23 protein-coding genes and 1 pseudogene are annotated in these 25,773 nt (G+C 67.8%); 12 read left to right on the top strand and 12 right to left on the bottom strand.

The features are described 5' to 3' along the window. Nucleotides 1–550 (bottom strand): exodeoxyribonuclease V subunit gamma (locus VLF18_RS04590; RefSeq protein ID WP_325278441.1); only part of this gene is annotated, 550 nt, incomplete at its 3' end. A gap of 486 nt (nt 551–1,036) precedes the next feature. Here VLF18_RS04590 and VLF18_RS04585 point away from each other — a divergent pair. From VLF18_RS04585 to VLF18_RS04575, 3 genes are all read left to right on the top strand, one after another. Then, the gene (locus VLF18_RS04585) at nt 1,037–1,501 is read left to right on the top strand and encodes a GGDEF domain-containing protein (RefSeq protein WP_325278440.1); all 465 of its coding nucleotides are present in this window, start codon (nt 1,037–1,039) and stop codon (nt 1,499–1,501) included. A 138-nt stretch (nt 1,502–1,639) separates the two neighbouring features. Next, nucleotides 1,640–2,680 carry a bifunctional nicotinamide-nucleotide adenylyltransferase/Nudix hydroxylase gene (locus VLF18_RS04580; protein WP_325278442.1) on the top strand — a complete coding sequence of 347 codons (1,041 nt, stop codon included), beginning with the start codon at nt 1,640–1,642 and terminating at the stop codon, nt 2,678–2,680. Nucleotides 2,681–2,766: 86 nt separating this feature from the next. Next, the gene (locus VLF18_RS04575; RefSeq protein ID WP_325278439.1) at nt 2,767–4,182 is read left to right on the top strand and encodes a nicotinate phosphoribosyltransferase; all 1,416 of its coding nucleotides are present in this window, start codon (nt 2,767–2,769) and stop codon (nt 4,180–4,182) included. A gap of 202 nt (nt 4,183–4,384) precedes the next feature. Here the strand turns inward: VLF18_RS04575 and VLF18_RS04570 are convergent, their stop codons facing one another. The 3 genes from VLF18_RS04570 to VLF18_RS04560 form a co-directional block, all read right to left on the bottom strand. Further along, complete coding sequence (locus VLF18_RS04570; protein WP_325278438.1) at nt 4,385–4,816, bottom strand: TfoX/Sxy family protein; 432 nt, start codon at nt 4,814–4,816, stop codon at nt 4,385–4,387. 55 nt (nt 4,817–4,871) lie between these two features. Beyond that, nucleotides 4,872–5,369, bottom strand: a complete 498-nt coding sequence (locus VLF18_RS04565; protein WP_325278437.1) for a GAF domain-containing protein — start codon at nt 5,367–5,369, stop codon at nt 4,872–4,874. 96 nt (nt 5,370–5,465) lie between these two features. After that, complete coding sequence (locus tag VLF18_RS04560) at nt 5,466–5,942, bottom strand: RDD family protein (RefSeq protein ID WP_325278436.1); 477 nt, start codon at nt 5,940–5,942, stop codon at nt 5,466–5,468. A gap of 163 nt (nt 5,943–6,105) precedes the next feature. Between VLF18_RS04560 and bioD the strand changes: the two genes are divergently transcribed. The 4 genes from bioD (at nt 6,106) to VLF18_RS04540 (ending at nt 11,922) form a co-directional block, all read left to right on the top strand. Next, nucleotides 6,106–6,810: a dethiobiotin synthase gene (bioD, locus tag VLF18_RS04555; RefSeq protein WP_325278435.1), complete on the top strand. Its 705-nt coding sequence runs from the start codon at nt 6,106–6,108 to the stop codon at nt 6,808–6,810. Nucleotides 6,811–7,087: 277 nt separating this feature from the next. Beyond that, on the top strand, nt 7,088–8,176 hold the full coding sequence (locus VLF18_RS04550) for an efflux RND transporter periplasmic adaptor subunit (protein ID WP_325278434.1): 1,089 nt from the start codon (nt 7,088–7,090) through the stop codon (nt 8,174–8,176). A gap of 12 nt (nt 8,177–8,188) precedes the next feature. Continuing rightward, entirely contained in the window at nt 8,189–11,290 is a 3,102-nt protein-coding gene (locus VLF18_RS04545; RefSeq protein ID WP_325278433.1) for an efflux RND transporter permease subunit, read from the top strand. 143 nt (nt 11,291–11,433) lie between these two features. Further along, the gene (locus VLF18_RS04540) at nt 11,434–11,922 is read left to right on the top strand and encodes a hypothetical protein (protein WP_325278432.1); all 489 of its coding nucleotides are present in this window, start codon (nt 11,434–11,436) and stop codon (nt 11,920–11,922) included. Here VLF18_RS04540 and VLF18_RS04535 read toward each other — a convergent pair whose 3' ends face one another. Next, complete coding sequence (locus VLF18_RS04535; protein WP_325278431.1) at nt 11,923–12,630, bottom strand: hypothetical protein; 708 nt, start codon at nt 12,628–12,630, stop codon at nt 11,923–11,925. Nucleotides 12,631–12,776: 146 nt separating this feature from the next. Further along, entirely contained in the window at nt 12,777–13,382 is a 606-nt protein-coding gene (locus tag VLF18_RS04530; RefSeq protein ID WP_325278430.1) for a DUF6151 family protein, read from the bottom strand. Between the two features lie 105 nt (nt 13,383–13,487). Here VLF18_RS04530 and VLF18_RS04525 point away from each other — a divergent pair, with 105 nt between their 5' ends. Together VLF18_RS04525 and VLF18_RS04520 are read left to right on the top strand one after the other, a co-directional pair. After that, complete coding sequence (locus VLF18_RS04525; RefSeq protein ID WP_325278429.1) at nt 13,488–14,033, top strand: hypothetical protein; 546 nt, start codon at nt 13,488–13,490, stop codon at nt 14,031–14,033. Between the two features lie 298 nt (nt 14,034–14,331). Next, a pseudogene (locus VLF18_RS04520) lies at nt 14,332–14,520 on the top strand (transposase domain-containing protein); the annotation flags it as partial. Between the two features lie 153 nt (nt 14,521–14,673). On the opposite strand, the gene VLF18_RS04515 reads toward VLF18_RS04520, so the two are convergent. From VLF18_RS04515 to VLF18_RS04505, 3 genes are all read right to left on the bottom strand, one after another. Beyond that, nucleotides 14,674–15,003, bottom strand: a complete 330-nt coding sequence (locus tag VLF18_RS04515; RefSeq protein WP_325278428.1) for a hypothetical protein — start codon at nt 15,001–15,003, stop codon at nt 14,674–14,676. Nucleotides 15,004–15,298: 295 nt separating this feature from the next. Beyond that, nucleotides 15,299–15,820 (bottom strand): nuclear transport factor 2 family protein, encoded by a 522-nt coding sequence (locus VLF18_RS04510; RefSeq protein ID WP_325278427.1) that lies wholly within the window; start codon nt 15,818–15,820, stop codon nt 15,299–15,301. Between the two features lie 75 nt (nt 15,821–15,895). Further along, entirely contained in the window at nt 15,896–16,981 is a 1,086-nt protein-coding gene (locus VLF18_RS04505; protein ID WP_325278426.1) for an MliC family protein, read from the bottom strand. 220 nt (nt 16,982–17,201) lie between these two features. Here VLF18_RS04505 and VLF18_RS04500 point away from each other — a divergent pair, with 220 nt between their 5' ends. Continuing rightward, nucleotides 17,202–18,662 carry a ricin-type beta-trefoil lectin domain protein gene (locus VLF18_RS04500; protein ID WP_325278425.1) on the top strand — a complete coding sequence of 487 codons (1,461 nt, stop codon included), beginning with the start codon at nt 17,202–17,204 and terminating at the stop codon, nt 18,660–18,662. A 39-nt stretch (nt 18,663–18,701) separates the two neighbouring features. On the opposite strand, the gene VLF18_RS04495 is transcribed toward VLF18_RS04500, so the two are convergent. The 3 genes from VLF18_RS04495 to VLF18_RS04485 form a co-directional block, all read right to left on the bottom strand. After that, a complete protein-coding gene (locus tag VLF18_RS04495) occupies nt 18,702–19,316 on the bottom strand; it encodes a DUF3011 domain-containing protein (protein ID WP_325278424.1) in 615 nt (204 codons plus the stop codon). 181 nt (nt 19,317–19,497) lie between these two features. Continuing rightward, nucleotides 19,498–19,899, bottom strand: a complete 402-nt coding sequence (locus VLF18_RS04490) for a GFA family protein (protein ID WP_325278423.1) — start codon at nt 19,897–19,899, stop codon at nt 19,498–19,500. Nucleotides 19,900–20,129: 230 nt separating this feature from the next. Further along, nucleotides 20,130–20,480, bottom strand: coding sequence for a hypothetical protein (locus VLF18_RS04485; RefSeq protein ID WP_325278422.1), 351 nt, complete (start codon nt 20,478–20,480; stop codon nt 20,130–20,132). A gap of 216 nt (nt 20,481–20,696) precedes the next feature. On the opposite strand from VLF18_RS04485, the gene VLF18_RS04480 reads away from it, so the two are divergent. Both VLF18_RS04480 and VLF18_RS04475 read left to right on the top strand, forming a co-directional pair. Continuing rightward, the gene (locus VLF18_RS04480) at nt 20,697–23,978 is read left to right on the top strand and encodes an amidohydrolase family protein (protein WP_325278421.1); all 3,282 of its coding nucleotides are present in this window, start codon (nt 20,697–20,699) and stop codon (nt 23,976–23,978) included. Nucleotides 23,979–24,074: 96 nt separating this feature from the next. After that, a partial coding sequence (locus VLF18_RS04475; RefSeq protein WP_325278420.1) for a tetratricopeptide repeat protein occupies nt 24,075–25,773 on the top strand: 1,699 nt, incomplete at its 3' end.

Raw genomic sequence — 25,773 nt, 5'->3', positions numbered from 1 at the left:
GCTCGCCGCGATGCGGCAGCGTGATGCGCTCGCGCACGTCGCGCCACAGCGGCGCGAGAAACGTCGGCGCCGGCACGTCGTCGCGCCCGGCGCTCCAGGCCTGCAGCCAGTCGGGCCGGTAGACGAGATAGCGCACGTAGATCGCGGCGATCCGGTCGGCCAGCTGAAAGCGCCGCCGCGGCGCGTCGACGCCGCGCAGATAGCGCCGCACCGACGCGTCGCCGACCTGCGGCAGCAGCTCGTGCACGCGCCAGCGCAGCGCCTCGCGCCGATACGGCCGCAGCGTGATCGCGGTTTCGCCGAGCAGGCGGCGCGCGAGCTGGTCGAACCAGGCGCTCGGCAGTTCGATCGCGATGTTCGCAGCGATGCCGCCGGCACCGCGCTCGCGCGCGATCGCACGCGCGAGCCACTGGCGGATGCCCGGATGCGCCGCGATCACGTCGAAGGGCTGCAGCGGCTGCGCCGGCGGGGCCGCGTCCATCAGGCTCAGCAGCGGCGGCAGCAGCGCCTCCAGCCGGCTGGCGCGATAGACGATGATTCCGTGCTGCATGGACCCGCGGCTCGTGGACGAGCCCGCAGCCTAGCGCAAGCGGGCATGCGATGGGTCTTTTCGCGGGCCTCGCCGCCGGCGCGCCGCGTCGACACGGCGTTGATAGCTGCGCCTGCTTTCCCGGCTACGCTGTCGCCGCCGCCGGCCCGGCGCGCTGGCTGCGGCGACCGGCCGAGCGCTCGGCCGCCCTCGCCCATCGCAACCGCCTGACCTTCGCGCTCGTCGCACTCGCCGGCGTCATGCTGCTCGTGCTCGCGACGTTCTTCGCGCTGCAGTGGCGCGCCAAGCAGCGCCTGCAGGCCGCCTACGAACGCTACCGCGGCAAACGGCGCTATCGCATGCTCGCTGACAATTCGCGCGATCTCGTCGTGCGCCTGCGCGCCGACGGCCGGCGGCTCTACGTGCCGCCGCCGGCGAAGAAAATGCCCGGCGGGACGCCCGAAGAACTCGTCGAACCGCGCTCGGCCTGCAGCGAATACGGAACTCGTGCATCCGGACGATCGCGCGCCGCTGCGAGCCGTGCTCGCGCGGCTCGTCGGCGACGAAGTCATCGTCGAGTTCGCACGCCGGCTCGGCGCCTGCCTGCGCGCCGAAGATCCCGTCGCGCGGCTCGGCGGCGACGAATTCGTCGTGCTGGTCGAGGATCTCGAAGGCGCCGTCACGGCGGAAGCCATCGCCGCGAAACTCCTCGTCGCGATGCACGACGACGTCGCGACCAGCGACGGTCCGATCCGCATGACCACCAGCGTCGGCGTCGCCGTCAGCCACGGCGGCATCGATCCGATCGCCCTCGTCGCGCTCGCCGACCAGACGCTCTACGCCGCCACGAGCGCCGGCCGCAATACCTATCGTGCGCAACGCGGAGGAATCGGCTGGCGCCGAAGAACGGCAGGTTGCGCCGAGCGCGGCGAACTGCAACATCGCGGCGCTCGCGCGAGCCGCCCCGCATGACGCCACATCCGATGGTTCCGCTTCGCCGCCGAAGATTGGCCGGAAATGCCCCTCTTCCCCTCTTGCGGACACTTATGCTCATTCGTAGCATAACCGCACGTCACGGATAGACCGCGACGCTTCCATCCGCATCGAGGGATTCTCATGCGCTTCGACTATCTGGTTTTCATCGGCCGTTTCGAACCCTTCCACAACGGCCATCTCGCCGTGCTGCGTCACGCGCTGGCCATCGCCGGCAAGGTGATCGTCCTGATCGGTTCGGCCGGCAAGCCGCGCAGCACACGCAATCCCTGGAACGCCAACGAGCGCGACGTCATGATCCGCGCCGCCGCCGGCGCTGACGCGGACCGCCTGCTGCTGCAGCCGCTGGCCGACCATCTCTACAACGAAGCCGCCTGGATCGGCGCCGTGCAGCGCCAGGTCGCCGCGGCGATCGCCGCCGACGGCGGCAGCGAGGCGGCGCGCATCGGCCTTGTCGGCCGCGACAAGGACGCGTCGAGCTACTACCTGCGCGAGTTTCCGCAATGGGAACTGTGCAATGTGCAGCATTGTGAAGTCATGTCGGCGACCGAGATCCGCGAGCACCTGTTCAGCGCCGACGAAGGCGGCCAGCTGCTGATCCGCGCGAACGTGCCCGCGCCGGTCTGCGCGATGCTCGAAGCGTTCCGCCGCACCCCTGGCTATGCGCAGCTTTCGCGCGAATTCACGTTCCTGCGCAACTACCGCAAGGCCTGGGACGGCGCGCCGTATCCGCCGACCTTCGTCACCGTCGATGCCGTCGTGGTGCACAGCGGGCACGTGCTGCTCGTGCGCCGCGGCGCCGAGCCCGGCAAGGGCCTGTGGGCGCTGCCGGGCGGCTTCGTCGGCCAGGAAGAGATGCTGCTCGACGCCTGCCTGCGCGAACTGCGCGAGGAAACGCGGCTGAAGATTCCGGCCGCCGTGCTCAAGGGCTCGCTTGCCGGCCAGCGCGTGTTCGACCATCCGGACCGCTCGCAGCGCGGTCGCACGATCACCCACGCGTTCCACTTCGCGTTCACCAGCGGAGAACTGCCGCCCGTGCGCGGCAGCGACGATGCGGCCAAGGCGCAATGGCTGCCGCTCGCCGACGCGCTGAACCTCGAAGAGCAGTTCTTCGAAGACCACCATCACATCCTGCAGCACTTCCTCGGCATGAGCTGAAGCGCGCAGCGCACGTCGCGCGAACGTCGTTTCGCGCCGGCACCGGAAAGACCGGCGGCCGTCGAATTCGCGGAAGGAGATTCCGTATGCGTCACCTCGACAACCTGATCCTCAACACCGACAGCTACAAGGCCAGCCACTGGCTGCAGTATCCGCCGCAGACCGAAGCGACGTTCTTCTACGTCGAGTCGCGCGGCGGCGTCTACGAGCGGACCGTGTTCTTCGGCCTTCAGGCGATCCTCAAGGAGTACCTGAGCAAGCCCGTCACGCATGCCGACGTCGACGAGGCGCGCGACTTTTTCGCCGCGCACGGCGAGCCGTTCAACGAAGCCGGATGGCGCCATATCGTCGACGCGCACGGCGGGCACTTGCCGCTGCGCATCCGCGCCGTTCCCGAAGGCACCGTCGTGCCGACGCACCACGCGCTCGTCACGATCGAGTCGACTGATCCGGCGTGTTGCTGGCTGCCGTCGTATCTCGAAACGCTGCTGCTGCGGCTCTGGTATCCGGTCACGGTCGCGACGCAGAGCTGGCACCTGAAGCAACTGATCCGCCAGTACCTCGACCTGTCCTGCGACGATCCCGAAAGCCAGATCGGCTTCAAGCTGCACGACTTCGGCGCGCGCGGCGTGTCGAGCGCCGAGTCGGCCGGACTCGGCGCCGCGGCGCATCTCGTGAATTTCCTCGGCACCGATACGGTGTCGGGCGTGCTCACGGCGCGCGCGTATTACGGAGAGCCGATGGCCGGCTATTCGATCCCGGCGGCGGAACACTCGACGATCACGAGCTGGGGCCGCGACCGCGAGGTCGATGCGTACCGCAACATGCTGCGCCAGTTCGCGAAGCCCGGCGCGCTCGTCGCCGTCGTCTCGGACAGCTACGACATCTACACCGCGATCCGCGAGCACTGGGGCAAGACGCTGCGCGAGGACGTCATCGCGAGCGGCGCGACCGTCGTCGTGCGTCCCGACTCGGGCGAGCCGGTCGATGTCGTGCACCAGTGCCTCGTGCTGCTCGACGAGGCCTTCGGCCACACCGTCAACGCCAAGGGCTACAAGGTGCTCAGGCACGTGCGCGTGATCCAGGGCGACGGCATCAATCCCAACAGCATCCGCGCGATTCTCGAACGCATCACGAAGGCCGGCTACGGCGCCGAGAACCTCGCGTTCGGCATGGGCGGCGCGCTGTTGCAGGGCATCAACCGCGACACGCAGAAATTCGCGCTGAAGTGCTCGGCCGCGAAAATCGGCGGACAGTGGATCGACGTGTTCAAGGCGCCGCTGACCGATCCGGGCAAGCTGTCCAAGCGCGGCCGCCTCGCCCTGCTGCGCCACCGCGAATTCGGCAGCTGGCGCACCGTGCCGATCGACGAATCGCTGGCCCGCCCCGAAGACCACGTGCCGGAACCCGGCTGGGAACACGCGCTGGAAACGGTCTGGGAAAACGGTACGCTGCTGCGCGACTGGACGTTTGCACAAGTGCGCGAACGCAGCAACGCTTGAACCGCAGGTGGGCCGAGCCGCAGGCGAAGCCCGACATCGAGGTATCGCACCAACGAAAAGCTTGCCGAAGCGATCCCGACGTCGCGACAACTCGGCGCCATCGCGCCAGGTCATCGATCCGGCGTCAATCGACGCGGAAACGCCGCGATGTCGGGCTTCGCCTGCGGCTCAGCGCCAACCTGCGTTTCGTCGATCGTGTGCGTCAGTCGAAATCGCGCGAATCGCCGGTGAGTTCGCGCACGCCGGAATCGCCGTCGCCGAAGCCGTCGCCCTCGTCGCGGCCGGGTTCCTCGGTGCCGCCGCCGTCGCCCGAGGACGTACCGTCGCGCGCGGCGCTGCGGGCGGCAGCCTTGTCCCAGCGGTTCTTGATCGGATTCGCGGTCTCTGCCGATTCGGCCGCGAGCACGAGGCTCGCCTTCACGTCTTCGGACAGGTCTGCCCAGTGACAGTCGTCGAGCGCGCCCTGCATCGCATAGAGCAGGTTGAGGCTCGGCCGGAAGCCGGCGCGCTTCACTTTCATGAAGGTGTCGATGACGCCGGTCGCGCGCAGATCTTCGATCGTGCGCACGCCGACCTGGCGCAGCCACGCCGCCGATTTCGGGCCGACGTTGCGGATTTTTTCGTTGCTAGCCATGTATTCCCCCAAACGATTGCCACGCCGGCGCGCCGGCATCCCCAGACAGCTCGCGCTACACGCCGCCGCGCAGCGACGCGAGGAAGACGGCGCACAGGCGCTCCATGCCGACCCTGTCGTCGTCGTCGAACCGCGCGGGCAGCGGACTGTCGACATCCCAGACGCCGATGAGACCGCCCGCGTCGTCGAACAGCGGCACGACGATCTCCGAGCGCGACGCCGCATCGCAGGCGATGTGGCCCGGAAACGCATGGACGTCTTCGACGACCTGCGTTTCGCGCGTCGCCGCCGCCGTGCCGCAGACTCCCTTGCCGATCGCGATGCGCACGCAGGCCGGCTTGCCCTGGAACGGACCGACCACGAGCTCGGTGCCGTCGAAGAAATAGAACCCGCACCAGTTCAGGCCGTCGACTGCGTTGAACACGAGCGCCGAGAAATTGGCCGCGTTCGCGATGCGGTCGCGCTCGCCGTGGAGCAGACCGCGCATCTGTTCGTGCAGGCCTTCGTAGAGCTCGGCTTTGCTGGCGGCTTCCACGGGCGCAAGTTCGAACATGAGCGGTTCCGGCGACAGGGAGACGCTTAGTGTAAACGACGCGCGTGCCGCGTAGTCCGGCGCGCCGGCGCACTCGACCGGCGACCGACCGCGTCGTCAGCGCACGTTGACGACGCGCGTGCCGGCGATCAGGTCATGCAGGCAGCGGCGGTCCTGACGGAAGATGAAAAGCGGATTGATGAAACCGACCAGAGGCCCGACGACCGGCACCAGCGAGGCGGCCTGCATCGGCAGATAGCGCAGTCCGAGCAGGCGCAGCAGCGGCGGCTTGTTGCCGTCGAGATCGGTGATGCGGATCGACACGGCACGCTTGCCCCAGGTCTGTCCCGACTGGTGCAGCGGCCAACCCTGGATCGCGACGAAGACGACGAGGCCGATCAGGCTCCAGAGCAGCAGGGTGCCGAACGGCAGGCTGTAGCCGTTCTGCGCCGCGTTCATCGCCGCCGGCAGGAAGCCGCCGAACCATTGGATCGGCAAGATGACGACCATCATGATCAGGCCGTCGAGCAGCGCCGCGCCGAGGCGCACCCAGCGGCTTGCGAGATCGCCGGCGTCGCTCGCGTCGGTGTCCACGCTGAGGACGCGCGTAGTCGCGCCGGCTTAGGGATTCTGTTCGTCCATCGCAGTGCTCCGCAGTCGGTTCAGGGTTTGCGCAGTCTGCCGCGCGCCAGCGCATGCTGCCAGCGCAATGCGATACTTCGCGGCCCCGCGGCCGCGCCGCGACGACGGCGAACGCATGACCCGCGGCGTGTTCATCACCGGAACCGATACCGGCATCGGCAAGACGCGCGCCAGCGTCGCCCTGCTGCGCGCCCTGGCCGCGCAGGGACTGTGCGCCGTCGGCATGAAGCCCGTCGCGAGCGGCTGCGAATACGTCGACGGCCGCTTCAGCAACGAAGACGCGCGTGCGCTGATCGCCGCCTCGTCAGCGCCGCCGGCCTATGAACTCTGCAATCCGTATGCGCTGCGCGATGCGGTCGCGCCGCACCTGGCCGCGGCCGCGGAGGGCGTGACGATCGCGCTCGACCCGATCCGCGCGGCCTACGCGACGCTCGCGGCCGGCACCGGCTGTGTCGTCGTCGAGGGTGCGGGCGGCTGGGCCGTGCCGCTCGGCCTGTCGCTGATGCAGGCGGACATTCCGCGCGCGCTGGACCTGCCCGTGATTCTCGTCGTCGGCCTGCGCCTGGGCTGCATCAATCACGCACTGCTGAGCGCGCGCGCGATCCGCGCCGACGGCTGCACCTTGCTCGGCTGGATCGGCAATGCGATCGACCCGATGCAGGCGCTGCAGGCGGACAATGTCGCGACGTTGCGCGAGCGGCTGGATGTGCCGTGCCTGGGGTTGATCGCGCACGGAGCGCGGGATGGTGCGGTGGGGGAAGCGGTTGTGCGGATTGCGGGGTTGGCGCGGGGAGCGGGCGTGGGGAGAAGCGGGAAGTGAGCGGGACGCGCATCGCGTCCCGTGCGTCGGCGTAATGCGGTTCGAGAATCGGCGCGGAGCGCCTCCGGATGTTGGCGCAATGCGCTTTGCTTATCGCGTCCTACGTTGAGGCGTCCGTTCCACGACTCGGCAGAACCCGCAATTCGCGGATTGCCGGCACGACTTCCGGCATGCGAAGCGACACACATTTGGCACAATACTGCCGCGTTCCAGATTGCCACCGCTACGGCGTCATGGGGGCGCCGTCAGGGAAGATCACGCATCGCCGGAGTCTCTCATGCCGCGCACCGCTCGCCCGTTCCGCCTTTCCCTGTCCCTGCTCGCGCTGACGGCCGCCGTCGCGGTGTCGACGACCGCGCACACGCAGGGACCTCCCGGCGGCGAGATGCCGCCGACCGCCGTCGAAGCCGCCAAGCCTCGCGTCGAATCGATCAGCGAAACGCTGGCCGCCGTCGGCACGCTGCGCGCCGACGAAGCCGTCACGGTGCGGCCCGAAGTTGCCGGCCGCGTCGAGGCCGTGCTGTTCGACGAAGGCCAGAAGGTCGCCAAGGGCGCGCCGCTGTTCCGCCTCGACGCAAGTCTCGTGCAGGCCGACGTCGCCGAAGCCGAAGCCAATGCGGCCAACAGCGGCCGCGAACTCAAGCGCGCCCAGGACCTTTCCGGCCGCAAGCTGATCGCCCCGGCCGACGTCGATACCAAGCGCGCGCAGGCCAAGGTCGACGAGGCGAAGCTCGCCTCGTCGCGCACGCGCCTGGGCAAGACCGAGATCCGCGCACCGTTCGCCGGCACGGCCGGCCTGCGCCGGGTCAGTCCCGGCGAATACGTGAACGTCGGCGACGCGCTCGTCGATTTCGTCGCGCTCGACACGCTGAAGCTCGACTTCAGCCTGCCCGAGGTCTACCTCGGCCGCTTCCAGCAGGGCCAGAAGATCACGATCAGCGTCGACGCGCAGGGCGTGCGCCGCTTCGACGGCGAGGTCTATGCAATCGCGCCGCAGGTCGATCTCGCGACGCGCTCGGTCACCTTGCGCGCGCGCGTGCCGAATACCGACAGCAGCCTGTTCCCGGGCCAGTTCGCGAAGGTCTCGCTCGAAGTCGGCTCGCGCGACAATGCCCTGCTCGTGCCGGAGCAGGCCTTGTGGCCGCAGGGCAGCAAGCAGCAGGTCTATGTGATCCGCGACGGCAAGGCCGAACTCGTCGAAGTGAAGACCGGCCTGCGCAAGCCCGGTTTCGTCGAGATCGTCAGCGGCATCAGCGCGAACGACGAAGTGATCAGCGCCGGCCAGATGAAGATCGGCCCCGGCGCGAAAGTGCAGGCGACGCAGCCGGCCGCCGCGCCGGCCGCGCAGCCGGCGCCGGCCCACTGAGGACTTACCGCCATGGTCCTCTCCGATATTTCGATACGCCGGCCGGTCTTCGCGACCGTCGTCAATCTCGTCGTGCTGCTGATCGGCATCATCTGCTACGACCGTCTGTCCGTGCGCCTGATTCCGAAGGTCGACACGCCGGTCGTCACCGTCGCGACGGCCTACCCGGGCGCGAGCGCACAGGTCGTCGAATCGACGATCACCACGCCGATCGAGGAACAGCTCTCGGGCATCGAGGGCATCGACTACATCGGCTCGGTGTCGCGCGAAGAATCCTCGCAGATCACCGTGCGGTTCCGCCTCGACCGCGATCCGGACTCCGCCGCGGCCGACGTGCGCGACCGCGTCGCGCTCGCGCGCGACTTCCTGCCTCAGGAAGCGCGCGAACCCGTCGTGCAGAAACAGGAGGCCGACGCGCAGCCGATCATCTATCTCGCGTTCTCGTCCGACCGCCACGCCGAACTCGAAATCGCCGACATCGCCGAGCGCCTGGTCAAGGACCGCGTGCAGAACATCGCCGGCGTCGCCCAGGCACAGGTCTACGGCAACAAATATGCGATGCGCCTGTGGCTGGATCCGGCGCGGCTCGCCGCGTATTCGATGACGCCGGCCGACGTCGAGGCCGCGCTGCGCAAGCAGAACATCGAGATTCCCGCGGGCCGCATCGAAAGCACGCAGCGCGAATTCGCCGTGCTGTCGGAAACCGACCTGAAGACGCCCGAGCAGTTCGGCGCGATCGTGCTGCGCACCGGTGCCGACGGCTACGCCGTGCGCATCCGCGACATCGCGCGCGTCGAACTCGGCGCCGACCAGGCGCGCTTCCGCGCGCGCTACAACGGCCGCAACGCCGTGCCGCTCGGCGTGGTCAAGCAGGCCACGGCCAATCCGCTCGCGATCTCCGAAGGCCTGCACAAGCTGCTGCCGGAAATCACGCGCACCCTGCCCGAAGGCATGAAAGTGGAGATCGCCTACGACTCGACGATCTTCATCGACCGCTCGATCGACGAGGTCTACATGACGATCGGCGAAGCGATGCTGCTCGTCGTCATCGTGATCTTCCTGTTCCTGCGCTCGGCGCGCGCGACGTTGATTCCGATCGTGACGATCCCGGTCTCGCTGATCGGCGCGTTCGCGGTGATGTATCTGTTCGGCTTCTCGATCAACACGCTGACCCTGCTCGCGATGGTGCTCGCGATCGGCCTCGTCGTCGACGACGCGATCGTCATGCTCGAGAACATCTACCGCCATATCGAAGAAGGCATGCCGCCGATGCAGGCGGCGCTGAAGGGATCCAAGGAGATTGGTTTTGCGATCGTCGCGATGACCCTGACGCTCGCGGCCGTCTACGTACCGCTCGCGTTCTCGACGGGCCGCACGGGGCGCCTGTTCATCGAGTTCGCGCTGACGCTCGCCGGCGCGGTCATCGTATCGGGCTTCACCGCGCTGACCCTGTCGCCGATGATGTGCTCGCGCCTGCTCAAGCACAGCGAGAAACACGGCAAGGCCTACGAATTCGGCGAGAAGGTGCTGAACGGCCTGCAGTCGCGCTACGAGCGCACGCTGCGCTGGACGCTGCGCCAGCGCGCGATCGTGTTCGGCGCGGCCGCGCTCGTGTTCGCCGGCCTGATCGCGATCTTCGCGTTCAAGCTGCTGCCGGACGAACTCGCGCCGCAGGAGGACCAGGGTCTCGTGATCGGCTTCGGCATGGCGCCGGAAGGCTCGACGCCGGAATACACCGACGGCTATGCGCGCCAGATGGAGGCGATGTTCGCGAAGCTCGACGGCGTCGACCGCTATTTCCAGATCGTCGGCTTTCCCACGGTGACCCAGACCATCGGCTTCGTCGGCCTGAAGGACTGGTCCGAGCGCAGCCAGCCCGCGAGCGCCTACCAGGGCATGCTGTTCCCGCAGTTCATGGGCATCCCCGGCATCATGGCGTTCCCGGTGCTGCCGCCGCCGCTCGGCGCCGACGACTTCGGCCAGCCGATCTCGTTCATCGTGCAGACCACCGGCACCTGGGAAGACCTCGAGAAGATCAGCGACGGCCTGCTCGCGAAGATCCGTGAAAATCCGAAGCTCACGAACGCCGACACCGATCTCAAGCTCAACAAGCCGCAGCTGCGCATCGAGATGGACCGCGACAAGGTCGCCGCGGTCGGCGCGAGCGTCGACGACGTCGGCCGCACGCTCGAAAGCCTGCTCGGCGGCCGACAGGTCACGCGCTTCAAGCGCGGCTCCGAGCAGTACGACGTCATCGTGCAGGTCGACACGGAAGGCCGCCGCGTGCCCGAGCAGCTCAGCACGATCTACGTGCGCGGCGCCGAAGGCGGCATGATCCAGATGGCCAACCTCGTCACCGCGAACGAAGCGGTCGCGGCGAAGGAACTCAACCACTTCAACCGGCTGCGCTCAGCCACGATCAGCGCGGGCCTCGCGCCGGGGTACAGCATGGGCGAGGCACTCGACTGGCTCTCCGGCGCAGTCAAGGAGGTTGCCGCCGACGCGCAGTACGATTTCAGCGGGCAGTCGCGCGAATTTCGTGAGTCGTCGAGCGCGTTCATCGTGCTGCTGCTGCTCGCACTCGTGTTCATCTACCTCGTGCTCGCCGCGCAGTTCGAAAGCTGGATCGATCCGCTGATCATCCTGTTCTCGGTGCCGCTCGCTGCATTCGGCGGACTCGCCTGCCTCGTCATCGTGAACTGGATCGCCGCGACCGGACTCACGCACCAGGCCGGCAGCTGGAACATCTACACGCAGATCGGCGTCATCACGCTCGTCGGCCTCATCGCCAAGCACGGCATCATGATCGTGGAATTCGCGAACCAGCTGCAGGAACGCGGCATGACCAAGAGCGAAGCCGCGTTCGAAGCCGCACGCCTGCGTCTGCGCCCGATCCTCATGACGACCGGCGCCATGGTGCTCGGCGCACTGCCGCTCGCGATCGCCAGCGGCGCCGGTGCCGAAGCCCGCCACCAGATCGGCTGGGTCATCGTCGGCGGCATGAGCTTCGGCACGCTGCTCACGCTGTTCGTCGTCCCGCTGGTCTACATCCTGCTCGCGCGCAAGCACGTGCCGCAGGAAAGCTACGACGGCGAGCCTGCTGCGGCGCATTGATGGAACCCCGGCTCACCGCAACCTGCAGCGCGTAGGTTGCGGTGAGCGCAGCGAACCGCGACGTCGCCATCGACCGGGCGTTCGCGACGTTGCAGCAGCCACGGCTCTCCGCACGGCGAACCTGCGCCCGACTCGACTCCCGCATGCCGCTTCGCGTCATCGTCCAATCGGTCGTGATCGTCTGGACCAAGGCGACGCGTGGCGCGCCGCGTGCGCACGAGCGCGCCGCACTGCCGCGCGCATTTGCCGTGCCGTTCTCCGATGCCGTGTACCTGCACGACACGATCGCGATGTACGAACGCGAGGACTTCCGCCCACGGCGCACGCAGACCTCCGAGCGCCGCGTCCCGAGCAACGACGGCGCGCTGCAATTCCATTTCGCCGACAACACGCTCACTGTCGGCTTCTTCCCGTTCTGGGGCCAACCCAAACGGCGCGGCCAGCGCGACCTCGCACAGCTCTCGCCGAACGACTACGCGCGCCTGCGCTCCAACGCGCGTCACACCAGCTATTCGGGCCAGTACTACTCGGAAACCGTGCATCACATCGCGTTCGGCGAGCGCATACCGGAAAACCGCTTCGACGATGCCCGGCCGGAGCACGACGTCGACTGGATGGCGGATCTGTTCTGATCAGGGCTCCGAACGCAGCTCGTCCGCCATGCGCCAGAGCCACACACCGATCAGCGCGCGCGCGAGCGGTTGCACCGCCGGATAGATCCAGCCCGCGTAAGGCCCGGGCAGCACAGGGCCGCCGAGTTCTCCGACGAACAGCATCGCCGTGAGCGCCGCGGCCGCGGCGTAGAAGCCGGCGAGCACTCGCGAGAAGCGATGCCGGCGAATCAGCACGGCGGCATAGCACGCATTGCCGATGAAGAAGCCGATCAGCAGCAGGAAATACATCGCGTCCCAGAACGCGTCGTAGACGCCGATCTGTATGCGCAGCGTGCTGCGCGCGGCTTCGTCGGCGACGAGCCAGGCATGCCTCCAGCGGTCGAAGGCAACGAGGCTCATGGCCTGTTGCGCGGCTTCGGTGCCGGCCCAGAGCAGGAAGCCGAGCAATCCGACGAGCGCGCGTCCCGGCGCGATCCGGCGCAGTCGCACGGCGACCGCGAGCGCGGCCGTCGCGACGAGGAACGGATGCACGAGGTAGATCCACGCGCGCAACTGCGCGACCGGATCGTCGACGCGGGCCATGCGGCTGTCGAAGTCGGAACCGCCGGAGTACCACTGTGGCAGGAAGATCAGTCCGAGCGTCGTGACCGCCGTGAGCGTCGAACAGATGGCGGCGAAACGGTAGAACGCCGGCGTGAACGGGATGGGCGATGGCGTGGTCGTCATGCCCTCATTATTGGCGCAGGTACGCGGCGGCGGCCGCGTCGTCCACGCCTGTTCGGCGCACCGTGCGAACGGGACGGCGCAGCGCGTGCGCCGGGATGCGCGCCTGTCGACCTATCCGGCGGCCCGGCGGCGTTCCTGCAACAGCCTCATGACTTTGCGACGTTCGCGCCAAAGGTCTTGCGTTCGTCCTCGGTCAGGATTCGCGGCGTCGCCACTGGCGTGCCTGCCTGCACGTCGAAGAACGGATTGCGCCGATACGCGCCGCTGAGTTTTGCGGAGAACACGTTGCGCATGATCCGCAGGATGCCGAGGACGAGCGGAAGGCGCGGTGCCTTCACTTCGCCGCTGGCCGAACCGGTGTTGAGCGCGGTGCGCGCCGGACCGAACGCCGCATCGCGCTCGCTGTCGCTGCCGGCGAGGCAGTCGTGGACGAGCCCGACATACGGAAACTTCGCGTCGCGCGGCGTGTTGCCGATTGGCGTGTTGCAGCAGTCCGCGTACCAGCGCAGCAGGCCCTTGTCGCTCAGCGAGACGCAGCGCAGCTGATCGGCACCGCGTGTGAAGGTCAGGAAATCGGGCCGCGTAGCGACGATGTCGGTGCCGCCCTTCGCATCGAGCGTCAGCTCGGGCTTGCCGAGGAAGCGCGCGTAGGCCTGGCAGTCGCGGCAATAGCAGGCCGCGCGCGCGGCGCGCTGCGGATTGGCCAGCGTGCCTTCGAGGGTGCCGCAACGGCAGCGGACAGGGAACGTCATCGGGGAACTCCTTGCCGAATGGCGAAAATGGAAAGGTAGCCTGCCGTCCCGGCACTGTCATGGGATTCGGATGCATGAGACCGGGCCAACGTTGAAGCAACGCCGGTGAGCGGCACGTCGTCGATCGGTTGGCGGAACTGCCGCGCTCGCCCGCCGTCAGACAAAGCGGACACCTCCTCCGCGACTTCAGGAACGACACGATGCACTCTGGCAGCGGCGCACCCTCGCATCCTCGCACTGGGCGGCGGCGCGATCGGCGGCGCACTGACGAGCGTGGCGCTGCTCCGTATGAGCGGCGTCGGCAGCTGGCTCATCTGCCTTGTGGCGCTCGCGTTCTATAGCTGGGGCATCGTCTGTGGCCTGTTCCTGCTCGAAGCGCGCCCCGGTGCCGAGCGGATGAACCTGCACCTCTGGTTCGCGCAAGTTCCGATGTTCGCGTCGCCGCTCGCGACGAATTCGTTGAGCAGCGGCTTCTACGCCGGTGCGCTACTGCAGATCGATCCGTTCAAGCTCAACGTCGACGCGCGGATCGGCAGCACGTTTCGCCGCAATCTCCTTCACGACGGCACGCCGTTCGCGATCGGGATCAACGTCGCTGCGCTCACGGCGACCTGCGTGTCGGCGTTCGTATCGGCAGCGTCGATGACATAGCTGCGCCACGCGTGAAGCGACACACGTAGGTTGGGGTGGGCCGCAGGCGAACCCCGACATCGCAATCGCTACGCCGCGAAGAAAGCATGCCGAAGGAAGAGGTACGGCGCGATTCGACGGCCGGAGAACGATTCCTCCGCCCGACGTTCGCCGGACGCGACCACATCGATGTTGGGTTCGCCGCGCTCATCACGACTTACGTGTTGCGGCTCACGCCCGGCCCGACGGGGTCGTGGCCTCAGATTCTTCCCATGCGTCCGGAACAGTGGCTCCTCATGGGCCAATATCCACGGCCATCGCTGTGGGTCGCAGGAATTGGTTGTTCGCAGGCTCCAAAGCCGCTGGCGAACGCGCTGCTGCCAGCATGAGCCTGATCGCCACTGCCAAGCAGAACGGCCATGAGCCCTACGCATATCTCAAGGATGTGCTGACACGACTGCCGACACATCCTGATCGCCGCACTACCGGACTGCTGCCACATCGCTGGGACTTACTATCGCGGCTGCCGCTGCTGCGGGGAAGGTGGCGAGGCCGGACGGCTACAGCCCTACCTGGGAATGCTCAGTTGCACCCACACTGATCCGCGAAGATCCCAAAAAAAAAGCCCCGCAAGGCGGGGCTTTTCCAATGGGACATCTCGCTAGTGCGAAGATTCCCTGGTCCAAAGGACTTGCTCCATGCGCTCGAATGGTTTTTCGCTCACGAATCCATCGAGTCCAACGAACCCCTTGAGGATTCCCGGAATTTTCTTAATCTGCTGAGAAAAGCCCTTGTCGAACTCGGATACCCAAACTTCATGCCCGCTTGCGTCGAAAAAGCCAACCATGGTTTCTTCGTGCGTGATGGCATCTCGGGAAACTGCAATCACTTTTTCCATATCACCGAACGCCATCCGCTTCGTGTGAAGCCATCCCATTCGGCGGATCAGAAAACCGTCGGCGATTTCAACAACGGGCTTCGCGTCAAACATTTTCAGGACTCCCTCGTTGCGTCGTACGAATTTTCGGCAGCCTGCTCTCCGTAATGCCCCCGACTGCCGAGCCACCTAATCCCCCCGACTGTGGCACCGACAAAAGTTCCGAGACCCGGGCAACAAATGTATCAATTATGGCTCCAATATGAGCACCAGCTTCTCCGCCGCCAATAGCGCCAAGCGTCATTCCTCCCGCCCCTGCAACGAACCTTGCAGTTCCGAGCGGCGGTCCTTCACTCTCTTGAAGGCGAGTTTTTGAGCGGCCCGCAAAAAACGCCAGGATGCAACGGCGCTACGACTTCTTCTTCGCCAACGCCGCCTTCTCCGCCTCGGTCAACGCCCGGTGCGCATAACTGACGATGCGCGTAAGCCGCCAGCCGTCGGCGTTCTGCTGCCAGATCATCAGGAACTTCGCGGCACCTTCGCATTCGCCGGTTGCTAGCGAGCAGAAGCGGTGGTCACCTTCTTCGATCGCGCCGTAGCCTTTGACGGGATAGATCTTCAGCGTGCCGGGGATGAGTTCGCGGCGCACTTTGCCGCAGATGTTCTTCTGCGTATTCGCGATGACGGTCTCGCGGTCGAAGGTGGCGCCGCCCTGGTCGTGGAAGAATTCGACGTCGGGGACGAACAGGGTGCGGAACGTCGCCAGGTCGCAGGCGTTGTAGGCGTCGAACAGTTTCGTGTCGAGTGCGGCGATGGTTTCGGTGAGCGCCGCATCGGCGGTTCCGTCAGCGTTTGCAGCGGTCGACGGCGGCGCGGCGATCAGCAGCGCGGCGGCGGCAGCGGTCAGGAAAGAAGTGCGGCGGGCGGTCATGGGCGTCCTCGGCGTGCGGGTGGGATTCGCACACCCCGGATACGGCGTCGCGGGACGCGGTTGCAGGTGCGTTGCCTATAGCGCCGAGCAGCTCAGCGCGGTGTCGCTCCATTTCACGGTGATCTCGCCCTCGTGTTCCCAGAAGTCGACGTCGTCGGCCGCGTAGCGCGCGCCGCTGCCGCTCGGCGCGACGAAGGCGAGCGCGCGGCGTTCGCCCCAGGTCAGCATGACCGCGGGGGGGTCGGTGGCCGGATAGAACGCGGCGAGGAAGGGCTGCTTTTCGTAGCCCTTGCAGCGGTAGGCATGCGGCGTCGGCGCTTCGATGCGGCCGGACTGGATCTGCAGGTCGACGAGGCGCCGGCGATAGGCCTCGCGCAGGCAGACAGGCGCGTCGGCGGCGCTGCCGCAGTCGTTGCGCTTGCCCAGCCAGACCTTCTGCGCGGTGCGCTGGCGCGCCTGCTGCGCGGCAGCGGCGTTGCGCACCGTGTCCTCGAACGTCGTCGCGAGTTCGCGATCGAGTGCGCCGAGTTCCGGGCTCAGGCAGATCGCTTTCTCGACGGCCAGCGTGGCTTTCGCGCAGTCGAACGACGGGCCGTTCGTCGCCGTGACCGGCACGGGCTTTTCGATCGGCACGGCGACCGCGGGGACGTCGCCTTCGGTCAGCGTCCTGGTGTCGTCGAAACTCGCGAACGGCGCGATGACGACTTCGCTGTCACCGTTGCCGGGCGTGATCCCCTTGGCGGCGGCGGTCGGATTCGCCGGATAGGTCTTGCCGTCGAACGCGAGTTCGACGTCGTCGGCTTTCGCGCCGCCGCCGCCGACCCGCACGACGAGATTGCGCCAGCCGTTCGAGCGTTGCGGCGACACGGCGATCGGCGGATGGGTCAGGCCGATCGCGCCGACCAGCCGGTAGCCGGCTCCGGCCGGCGAGAACACGAGCGTCGGGCAGCCGCCGGTGCCGCAGGCGGTCGAGCCGACGACATGGACCAGAAGTTCGTTGCGGCCGTCGCCGTTGAGGTCGACCGAGCCGTCGACGTAGCGCGTCTCGCGGCCTTCCGCGACATAGTCCTTCTCGATCGCATGCCGCACGTCGGGCGGCAGCGGCGCCGCGGCGGCGCCGAACAGTGTCATCAGGACGGCGGATACCCAGCTCATCTGCATGGCGAATGGCTCCGGTCGGCGGCCGCAGGGGCCGGTCTGGCGAGGCGCGCGGAGCTTAGCGCAGCATCGGTTCGCGCGGCGTCACGATGCCAAGGCCGCGCCCGCTTCACCGGAACTGCCCGAAGACCGGCGCGCGAACTGATAGGCGCGCGCCGTTTTCGCCGCTAAGACGCAATGTGCACATTCGCACATACGCGAATTAGTCCTGATGGGGAATCCAATGACCGTCCATTCGCTGATCGGCCGCGTCGCGGCCGCGACGGGCGCGGCTGCGCTCGCGCTTCATGCCGGCCTCGCCGCGGCCGCCCTGCCCCTGCGCGCGAGCGCGCCGGCGTCGACCGACCGCCTCGACCAGATCTATTACGCGCAGCCGCACAACACGTATCTGCACAGCGACAAGCTGACGAACTGGCTCGACGCGGGCTATCGCACCGTCGAGATCGACGTGATCGACAAGGGCGACTGGGAGAACGATCCGAAAGGTCCGTACGTCGCGCACGGCGCGAATCCGGGCAACCAGAACTGCAGCGCCGCGAACGACGACCGCCTCGGCAACTGCCTCGACGACATCACCGGCTGGATCGGCCGGCAAACCAGTCTCACGGTGCCGCTGCTCGTGTTCGTCGACATGAAGCCGAGCGCCGATCCGGCCAGCGCCTGGAAGCCCGACGAGATCAAACTGCTCGACACCTTCATCCGCAACTATCTCGGATCGAAGCTCTACACCTACGGGAATCTCACCAGCCATCTCAGTCCCAACGGCAATCGCGAGGGACTCAAGAACAAGGGCTGGCCGACGATCGACGCGCTCAAGGGCAAGATCATCGTCGTGTTCACCGGCGGCTACTACGGCGACGTGAACGCGCGCATGAACTCGGCGCGCAAGCTCATGAACGAGGGCAACTACGGCGGGCCGACGGCGTTCCTGTGCCCGGATGTCGACAGCGACGATCCGAACGAGATCTCCGGTGCGATCGACGGCATTTCTGCGGCCGATTCGGCGTATTTCTTCTGCGGCAACATGAAAGCCGGCGACAACGACCAGTACGTGCTGAACCGCTCGGCGCAGTGGCGTCAGTTGATCCACCAGTGGGGCGCGGCCGGCAACTTCAGCAGTCTCGACTACGCCTGGAGCTACATCTCGGTCGCCCACGGCGCGAGCGCGATCGGCTGGGACGTGACCGAATCGCTGACCGACGCGAGCGTGTTCCGGCCGAGCTGGCTCGACAGCATTCCGCTCGTCGGCAAGCGCCGCAGCCTGCCGGGCTATTTCACGCTGCGCACGCACTTCGCGAACCAGTGCGTCGACGTCAGCGGCAGCCGGTGGAAAAACGGTACCGCGCTGCAGCAGTACACCTGCAACGACACCGACGCGCAGAAGTTCGTCTACACGGCGGAAGGCCAGCTGCGGCCCAAGGGCGACACCGACTATTGCGCGGACGTCGAAGGCGGCAAGGGCAAGCAGGGCGCGAAGCTCAACATCTGGGACTGCGACGGCGGCGAGTCGGAGAAGTGGGCGATCTCCGCGGCGGGGCTGTTCGCGAATCGCGCCGGCAATTGGGGCTATTGCATGGACGTCACCGGCGGCAGCCCGTCACCAGGCACGCGGCTGCAGCTCTGGGGCTGCAGCGCGGGCAACGTCAACCAGCAGTTCGATCCGCGCGAGGTGCCGGATTTCTGAGCCGAACGGAGCGGCGCGTGAGCGCCGCTCCGCACCGCCTCAACGCCAGCGGCGATCGACCGTGAAGATGGCCTCGCAGCCGCCGTCGACCCAGATGCCGGCGCGGTTCCAGCCCCAGGTGCGGCCTTCGACGCAGGCCGTGCCGGAAATCTGCCGCGCGATGCGCACGTCGCTGCCGCGGCCCGTGTCGACCTGACAGAGGTTGTAGTGGTAGTTCTGGCTGCCGCAGCGCACCGAGATGCGCTGGTCCCAGTCGTTGCCGGGACGCCAGTCGCCGTGGCGATCGCCGCGGCCGTCGTCGTAACGGTCGCCGCGCCCGTCGTCGTAGCGATCGTCGCGACCGCCGTCATGACGGCCGCCGCCGCGCCGTTCGACGCGGAAGATGCCGGCACAGCCCTGGTCGACCCAGACGCCGGCACGGTTGTAGCCCCAGGTGCGGCCTTCGATGCATTCGCTGTTGGAGACCTGATCGACGAGATACACGCGGCCGCCGCGACCGGTATCGACCTGGCAGAGGTTGTAGCTGAAGCTGCGGCTCTCGCACTGGAACTCGATGTCGCGGTCCCAGTCGCCGCGCTGCGCCGATGCGCCGGTCGCCGCGAGCGCGAGTCCGATCGCGGCCGTGCAGGCGGCCGAACGTACGTATCCTTTCATCGCTTTTCCTCCCCTCGATCGCCGGATCAGGGCCGGCGGGCCATGGTCTCGCGCCGTCCTCGGCGCGGGATCCGCTCCGGCCGCGCGCTGCGCGCCCGACCGCAGCCGCCGTTTTACCACTGCCGGCTCCGCTTGCGCGTCGACGTGCCGCGCACAATCCATACGGCGACGGAACAGGACACTAGAGATGGGCGAAATGCTCCGGCGCCTCCTGCCAGCGGTCGTGCAGCCCGTTGACGTAGGTGATCGGTGCGCGCGCGAGTTCCTCGTCGGCGATGTCGGTCAGGCAGCCGAGGTTGACGCCGTACATCTTTCCGATCGGCGTCTGCGTGCCGATGCCGAACGCGCGCACGCCGCAGTGGCGGCAGAAGTAGTGCTGGTTCTTGCGCGAATTGAACAGGTACTGCGTGAGTTCGGATTCGCCGGTCAGCAGGCGGAACTCGCCGTCGCGCGCGACGGCGGGCCAGAAGCGCGTGCGACGGCAGATCGTGCAGTTGCAGCGGTAGGTCGGCTCGGTCAGATCGAGGTCGGCCTCGAACGTGACGGCACCGCAATGACAACTGCCGTGGTAGGTCTTGCGCATGGGGCGCTCCGTGGAGTTGGCGAACGACGGTTGCTCCCTCTCCCCCGACCGCTGGTCGGGGGAGAGGGCTGGGGTGAGGGGGAGAAACGTCCGTGCAGCGTACTGACGGTCTTCGTATCGCGGGTAGACGTGACTGCGGCGCGACAACCGAACACCCGAGCGCGTCGCTTTTCCCCCTTACCCAACCCTCTTCCCCCAGGCACGCTTGGGGGAGAGGACTCGGCGCAATCTCAGGCCGGCTGCACGTCGTGCAGTTTCCAGACGCGGCCGGCCAGCAGGTTCAGGCGATGCTTGACGACCGCGTGCGGCAGTGCGGTGACGACTTCGACTTCGGTATGCAGGTCGGACTGTTCCGCGGTGACGCGCGCGTTCGCGTCGCTGGCGCCGAGCAGCGGGTCGACCGCATCGGGGTCGGGCTGCAGCGCCTTCCAGCGCTTCCACAGCGACGGTTCGCGCAGTGCCGCCTGCAGCGTGTTCGCGAAGCTTTCGGGGCTGACGCCGTGGAACGACAGCTCGGCGTTCTCGCCGCGCGCCTGGGAAAGATCGCCGATGCTCAGGAAGAAACGCTGCACTGCGGCCATCTGGATCTCCTCGACTCGGATGCGGAGCCGGCGGGCTCCGCCTTCCGCGCAGTCTAGCGCGATCGTTCGTGACGACCGCATGAGGCGTTGCGGCGCTTGCCGGATCGCGGGCCTGCGGCCGCATTCGCGTCATTCCTTGGTCGCAGACAGGACTTCTGTCCTAAGCCGGCGGGCGGCCGCTGGCCTAGGATGCGGGTCTGACCAAGGGAGACATCTATGCTGCGCCATCCACTGGCCCTCGCTCTGGGCCTGCTGCTCGCCGTGCCCGGCTTCGCCGCCGACAAGAAGGACGACAAGAAAGCCGACAAGTGGGACGTGAACGCGGCCCACGGGCCGACCAAGACGGTGAAGTTCACGACCGACGAAGGCACGTGGATGGATCTGGACGTCAGCCGCGACGGCAAGCAGATCGCCTTCAGCCTGCTCGGCGACGTCTATCTGCTGCCGATCGAAGGCGGCAAGGCCAAGCGCGTGACCAGCGGCCAGTCCTGGGACGTGCAGCCGCGCTTCTCGCCGGACGGCCGCGAAATCGCGTTCACGTCCGATCGCGGCGGCGGCAACAATCTCTGGCGCGTGCGCACCGACGGCAGCAATCCGGTGCAGGTCAGCAAGGAAGATTTCCGCCTGCTCAACAACCCGGTCTGGACGCCCGACGGCGAATACCTGATCGGCCGCAAGCATTTCACGGGTCAGCGCTCGCTCGGCGCCGGTGAACTCTGGCTCTATCACAAGTCCGGCGGCGCCGGCCTGCAGCTGACCAAGCAGAAGAACGACCAGCAGGACCAGGGCGAACCCGCGATCAGCCCCGACGGCCGCTACGTCTATTTCTCGGAAGACGTCACTCAGGGTCCGAGCTTCCAGTACAACAAGAACGCGCACGACACGATCTATGCGATCCGCCGCCTCGACCGCGAGACCGGCGAAGTCATCGATCTCGTCTCGACGCCGGGCGGCGCGGTGCGTCCGCAGGCCTCGCCCGACGGCAAGTCGCTCGCCTTCATCAAGCGCGTACGCGACAAGAGCGTGCTGCACCTGCTGACGCTCGACACCGGCGACGTGAAGCCGCTCTGGGACGGGCTCTCGCACGACATGCAGGAAGGCTGGGCGATCTTCGGGCCGTATGCGAACTACGCCTGGACGCCGGATTCCAGGAGCGTCGTGATCTGGGCCAAGGGCAAGCTCTGGCGCGTGGATGCGGCCAGCGGCAAGCCCGAGGCGATCGCGTTCAGCGCCGATGTGGAACAGACCGTCGCGGCGCCGCTGCGCTTCGAACAGACGCTCGACAGCGGCAGCTTCGCGCCGAAGATGATCCGCGACGCGGCGACGAGCGCCGACGGCAAGACGCTGGTGTTCCATGCACTTGGCCACTTGTGGACAAAGTCGCTGCCGGGCGGCACGCCGCAGCGGCTGACCAAGACCGAGGGCGTCGCGGAATACCAGCCGAGCTTCAGCGCCGACGGCCGCAAGCTCGTCTACACGACATGGTCCGACGAGAAGCAGGGCGCGATCGTCGAGCGCGATCTCGCGAGCGGCGCCGACCGCGTGCTGACGAAGACGCCGGGTTTCTACTATTCGCCGCGCTATTCGCGCGACGGCCAGTACGTCACCTGGTCCAGGCAGGCCGGCAGTTCGCTGACCGGCTCGCTGAATGCGGGCGAAGGCGGCGTCTACGTCATGGCCGTCAACGGCGGCACGCCCAGGCGCCTCACGCACGACGGCACCGAGCCGCAGTTCAGCGCCGACGGCAAGCGCGTGTATTTCCTGACCGGCGGCGGCATCAAGAAGAAGCTGCAGAGCATCGGCGTCGCCGGCGAGGAGCCGCGCGACGTGTTCGATCTGAAGTACGTCGACTTCGTCACCGTCAGTCCGGACGGCAAGTGGGTCGCGTTCACCGAACTGTTCAACGCCTATGTCGTGCCGATGCCGCAGACCGGCAAGGCGATCGAACTGAGCAAGGACACGACCGCGATTCCGGTCAGCAAGATCTCCGACTACGTCGGCTCCTACCTGCACTGGGGCAACGACAGCGCGAGCCTGCACTGGGTCGTCGGCAGCGAATACTTCACGCGCGAACTGAAAGACGCGTTCGCGTTCGTGCCGGGCGCGCCGGCCGAACTGCCGAAGCCGGCCACGCTCAAGGGCGTCGACGTCGGCCTGCGCGCGGCCGTCGACGCGCCGAGCGACGTCGTCGCGTTCACCCACGCGCGCCTCGTCACGATGAACGGCGAGGAAGTCGTCGAGGACGGCACGATCGTCGTCGAAGGCGACACGATCAAGGCGCTCGGCAAGAACGTGGCGGTGCCCGCGAACGCGCGCGTCATCGACGCGAGCGGCAAGACCATCGTGCCGGGCTACATCGACGTGCATGCGCACGCGAGCCATTTCTCCTCGGGCGTCGTGCCGCAGCAGAACTGGGCGTACTACACGAACCTCGCGTTCGGCATCACCACCATGCACGATCCGTCGGCGACGACCGAGACCGTGTTCTCGCAGGCCGAACTCGTGAAGGCCGGCGATCTCGTCGGCCCGCGCGTGTTCTCGACCGGCACGATCCTCTACGGCGCCGACGGCGACTTCAAGGCCGTCGTGAACTCGCTCGACGACGCGCGCGCGCACTTGAAGCGCATGAAGGCCAACGGCGCGTTCAGCGTGAAGAGCTACAACCAGCCGCGCCGCGAGCAGCACCAGCAGATCAACCAGGCCGCGCGCGAACTCGGCATGCTCGTCGTCGAGGAAGGCGGCTCGACGTTCAACTTCAACATCCCGATGATCCTCGACGGTGCGACCAGCATCGAGCACAACGTGCCGATCGCGCCGCTGTACAAGGACGTCGTGGATCTGTGGAAGCAGACCGACGTGCGCAACACGCCGACGCTGGTCGTCAGCTACGGCGGCCTGTCCGGCGAATACTGGTGGTATGCGCGCGACAACGTCTGGGAAGACAAGAAGCTCGCGCGCTTCTTCCCGCGCGAGACGCTCGACGCGCGCTCGATCCGCCGCGAGATCGCGCCGGACTGGGACTACTACCACATCGAGGTGGCCAAGGCGGCCAAGCACCTGCGCGACAACGGCGTGCGCATCCAGATCGGCGGCCACGGCCAGCTGCAGGGACTTTCTCCCAATTGGGAAATCTGGATGCTGACCCAGGGCGGCTTCAGCAATCACGAAGCGCTGCGCGCGGCGACGATCGACGGGGCGGACCTGCTGGGCCTCTCAAAGCAGCTCGGCTCGCTGGCTCCGGGCAAGCGCGCCGACCTCGTCGTGCTCAATTCCAATCCGCTGGAGAACATCCGCTCGACGATCGACACGCGCTACGTGATGGTCAACGGACGCCTGTTCGACGTCGACGCGGACATGGCCGAGGTCGGCGGCAAGCAGCGCCCGGCGCCGACGTTCTACTGGCAGCGCCACCGCGACGGCCGCACCTTCGGCACGGAGTACGGCCCGACCGCGCCGTGTCACTGTCCGAAGTCGGGCGTGGCGCACGACCACGACTGAGCGCACGCCGGCTGCTACCCTCGCGACGCAGTCATGCGCGGGAGGGCAGCCTTGCCGGCTTCACGTTCGCGACGACCCCGTGCCGCCTGCGCGGGGTTGTCGCTTCTGGGACTCGTCGCCGGCGTCGCCGGCGCCGGCGACTCCGTGCTCGACGCATGCCGCGACGCCGTGCGCCGCGATGCCGCGCACGCGCTCGTGCTTTGCGGCGAGGCCGAGCAGACCGCGCTCGCCGCGCGGGATTCGCGCATCGCCGGGCTGGCCGCGATCGAACACGCCGGCGCCGCGATCGCGCTGGCCCGCTACGAGGTCGCCGCGGCCGATCTCGCGCGCGCCGATCCGCTGCTGCGCGAGACGCAGTGGCGCGACCGGCACCGGCTCGAACGCCAGCGCGGCACGCTCGCGTTCCGTCGCGAGCGTCTCGCCGAAGCCGCGCTGCACTATGGCCGTTCGCTCGAGATCGCGCGCAGCCACGACGACGTCGCCGCGCAGGCGCAGGGCTGGAACGACGTCGGCATCGTCTATCGCCGCGTCGGCGACTACGCGCAGGCGCTCGAAGCATTCACGACGAGCCTCGCGCTGCGCGAGCGGCTCGGCGAGACCGACCGCGCCGCGGCCGTGCTCAACAACCTCGGCAATCTGCAGCAGGATCTCGGCGACTACGCCGCCGCGCAGACCTGGCTCGAACGCGCGCTCGCGGCCTACCGCGCACAGGACGCGCCGCGTCAGGTCGCGCATGTACTCGAAAGCCTCGGCATCAACGACCGCCATCTCGGCCGCGACGCCGGCGCGCGCGATCGTTTGCGACAGGCCTGGGACGCGTTCACGCAGCACGACGCACCGCGCGACCGGCTGCGCGTCGCCACGCATCTCGCTCGGCTCGAGGCGCGCCTCGGCGACGAGGCCACCGCGCAACGCTGGATCGACGAAGCAACGACGCTTGCTGCGACCCTGCAACAGTCGCCGTCGCTCGCCCTGCTGCTTGCGATCGCGCAGGCCGGCGACGCGGAAACCCCGCGCCGCACGCTGCGCGAGCGCCTGCATGCGAAGGCCGGCGATCCGCTGAGCGACCGCGTCGACGCCTGGGAATTCCTCGCCGCGGCGAGCGAGCGCGACGGCGACGCCGCGCAGGCGCTCGATGATCTGAAAGCGCTGCAGACGGCGCGTGCCGAACTCGCGCAGACCGCGCAGAACGAGCGCGTCGCGCAATGGCAGGTGCGCCTCGACGTCGCCGACCGGCTGCGCGAGATCGAGGCACTGCGCGAACAGAACCGCGTGCAGTCCGAGCGCCTGGAGAACGAACGGCTGCGGCGTTATCTGACGCTCGCGATTTCGCTGGCCGGGCTGGCATTGATCGCGGCCATGCTGCTGTCGCGGCTGCAGCGTCAGCGCGCGCAGGCCGCCGTGCAGCGGCTCGCGCTCGAACATCAGAGCGCGCACTACCGCAGCGCCGCCGATGCGCTGCGCGCCGATCGCCGACGCCTGCAGGCCCTCGTCGACCGCAGCGCCGAGGCGCTGCTGCTCGTCGACGCGCGCGGCAACGTGCTCGCGGCGAACCGCGCCGCGGGATCGCTGCTCGGCCGCGGCAGCGACGCGCTGATCGCCGCACCGCTCGCGGCGCTGCTCGGTCCCGACGCCGAGCGCCTCGGCGCGACCATGGCCGCGAGCGAGAACGCCGACGAGGAACGCGAGGAACATGGCGAGATCGCGCTGACCGCGCCCGGCGGCGCGGCGCTGCGCGCGGCGGTCGGCCTGCTCGACGACGCCGACGCGGAAGAACCGGTGGTCTGGCTGAAGC

Source organism: Tahibacter sp. (genome assembly GCF_035481375.1).
GTDB lineage: Bacteria > Pseudomonadota > Gammaproteobacteria > Xanthomonadales > Rhodanobacteraceae > Tahibacter.
The sequence above is the reverse complement of the archived record's forward strand: the minus strand, read 5'-3'. Positions and strand labels throughout refer to the sequence as shown.

Bases quoted from the DNA above. Each gene is read 5' to 3' on its own strand.
- VLF18_RS04575 (WP_325278439.1), top strand. From the start codon at position 2,767: ATGCGTCACCTCGACAACCTGATCCTCAACACCGACAGCTACAAGGCC.
- VLF18_RS04570 (WP_325278438.1), bottom strand. From the start codon at position 4,816: ATGGCTAGCAACGAAAAAATCCGCAACGTCGGCCCGAAATCGGCGGCG.
- VLF18_RS04565 (WP_325278437.1), bottom strand. From the start codon at position 5,369: ATGTTCGAACTTGCGCCCGTGGAAGCCGCCAGCAAAGCCGAGCTCTAC.
- bioD (WP_325278435.1), top strand. From the start codon at position 6,106: ATGACCCGCGGCGTGTTCATCACCGGAACCGATACCGGCATCGGCAAG.
- VLF18_RS04550 (WP_325278434.1), top strand. From the start codon at position 7,088: ATGCCGCGCACCGCTCGCCCGTTCCGCCTTTCCCTGTCCCTGCTCGCG.
- VLF18_RS04545 (WP_325278433.1), top strand. From the start codon at position 8,189: ATGGTCCTCTCCGATATTTCGATACGCCGGCCGGTCTTCGCGACCGTC.
- VLF18_RS04540 (WP_325278432.1), top strand. From the start codon at position 11,434: ATGCCGCTTCGCGTCATCGTCCAATCGGTCGTGATCGTCTGGACCAAG.
- VLF18_RS04535 (WP_325278431.1), bottom strand. From the start codon at position 12,630: ATGACGACCACGCCATCGCCCATCCCGTTCACGCCGGCGTTCTACCGT.
- VLF18_RS04530 (WP_325278430.1), bottom strand. From the start codon at position 13,382: ATGACGTTCCCTGTCCGCTGCCGTTGCGGCACCCTCGAAGGCACGCTG.
- VLF18_RS04515 (WP_325278428.1), bottom strand. From the start codon at position 15,003: ATGTTTGACGCGAAGCCCGTTGTTGAAATCGCCGACGGTTTTCTGATC.
- VLF18_RS04510 (WP_325278427.1), bottom strand. From the start codon at position 15,820: ATGACCGCCCGCCGCACTTCTTTCCTGACCGCTGCCGCCGCCGCGCTG.
- VLF18_RS04505 (WP_325278426.1), bottom strand. From the start codon at position 16,981: ATGCAGATGAGCTGGGTATCCGCCGTCCTGATGACACTGTTCGGCGCC.
- VLF18_RS04500 (WP_325278425.1), top strand. From the start codon at position 17,202: ATGACCGTCCATTCGCTGATCGGCCGCGTCGCGGCCGCGACGGGCGCG.
- VLF18_RS04495 (WP_325278424.1), bottom strand. From the start codon at position 19,316: ATGAAAGGATACGTACGTTCGGCCGCCTGCACGGCCGCGATCGGACTC.
- VLF18_RS04490 (WP_325278423.1), bottom strand. From the start codon at position 19,899: ATGCGCAAGACCTACCACGGCAGTTGTCATTGCGGTGCCGTCACGTTC.
- VLF18_RS04485 (WP_325278422.1), bottom strand. From the start codon at position 20,480: ATGGCCGCAGTGCAGCGTTTCTTCCTGAGCATCGGCGATCTTTCCCAG.
- VLF18_RS04480 (WP_325278421.1), top strand. From the start codon at position 20,697: ATGCTGCGCCATCCACTGGCCCTCGCTCTGGGCCTGCTGCTCGCCGTG.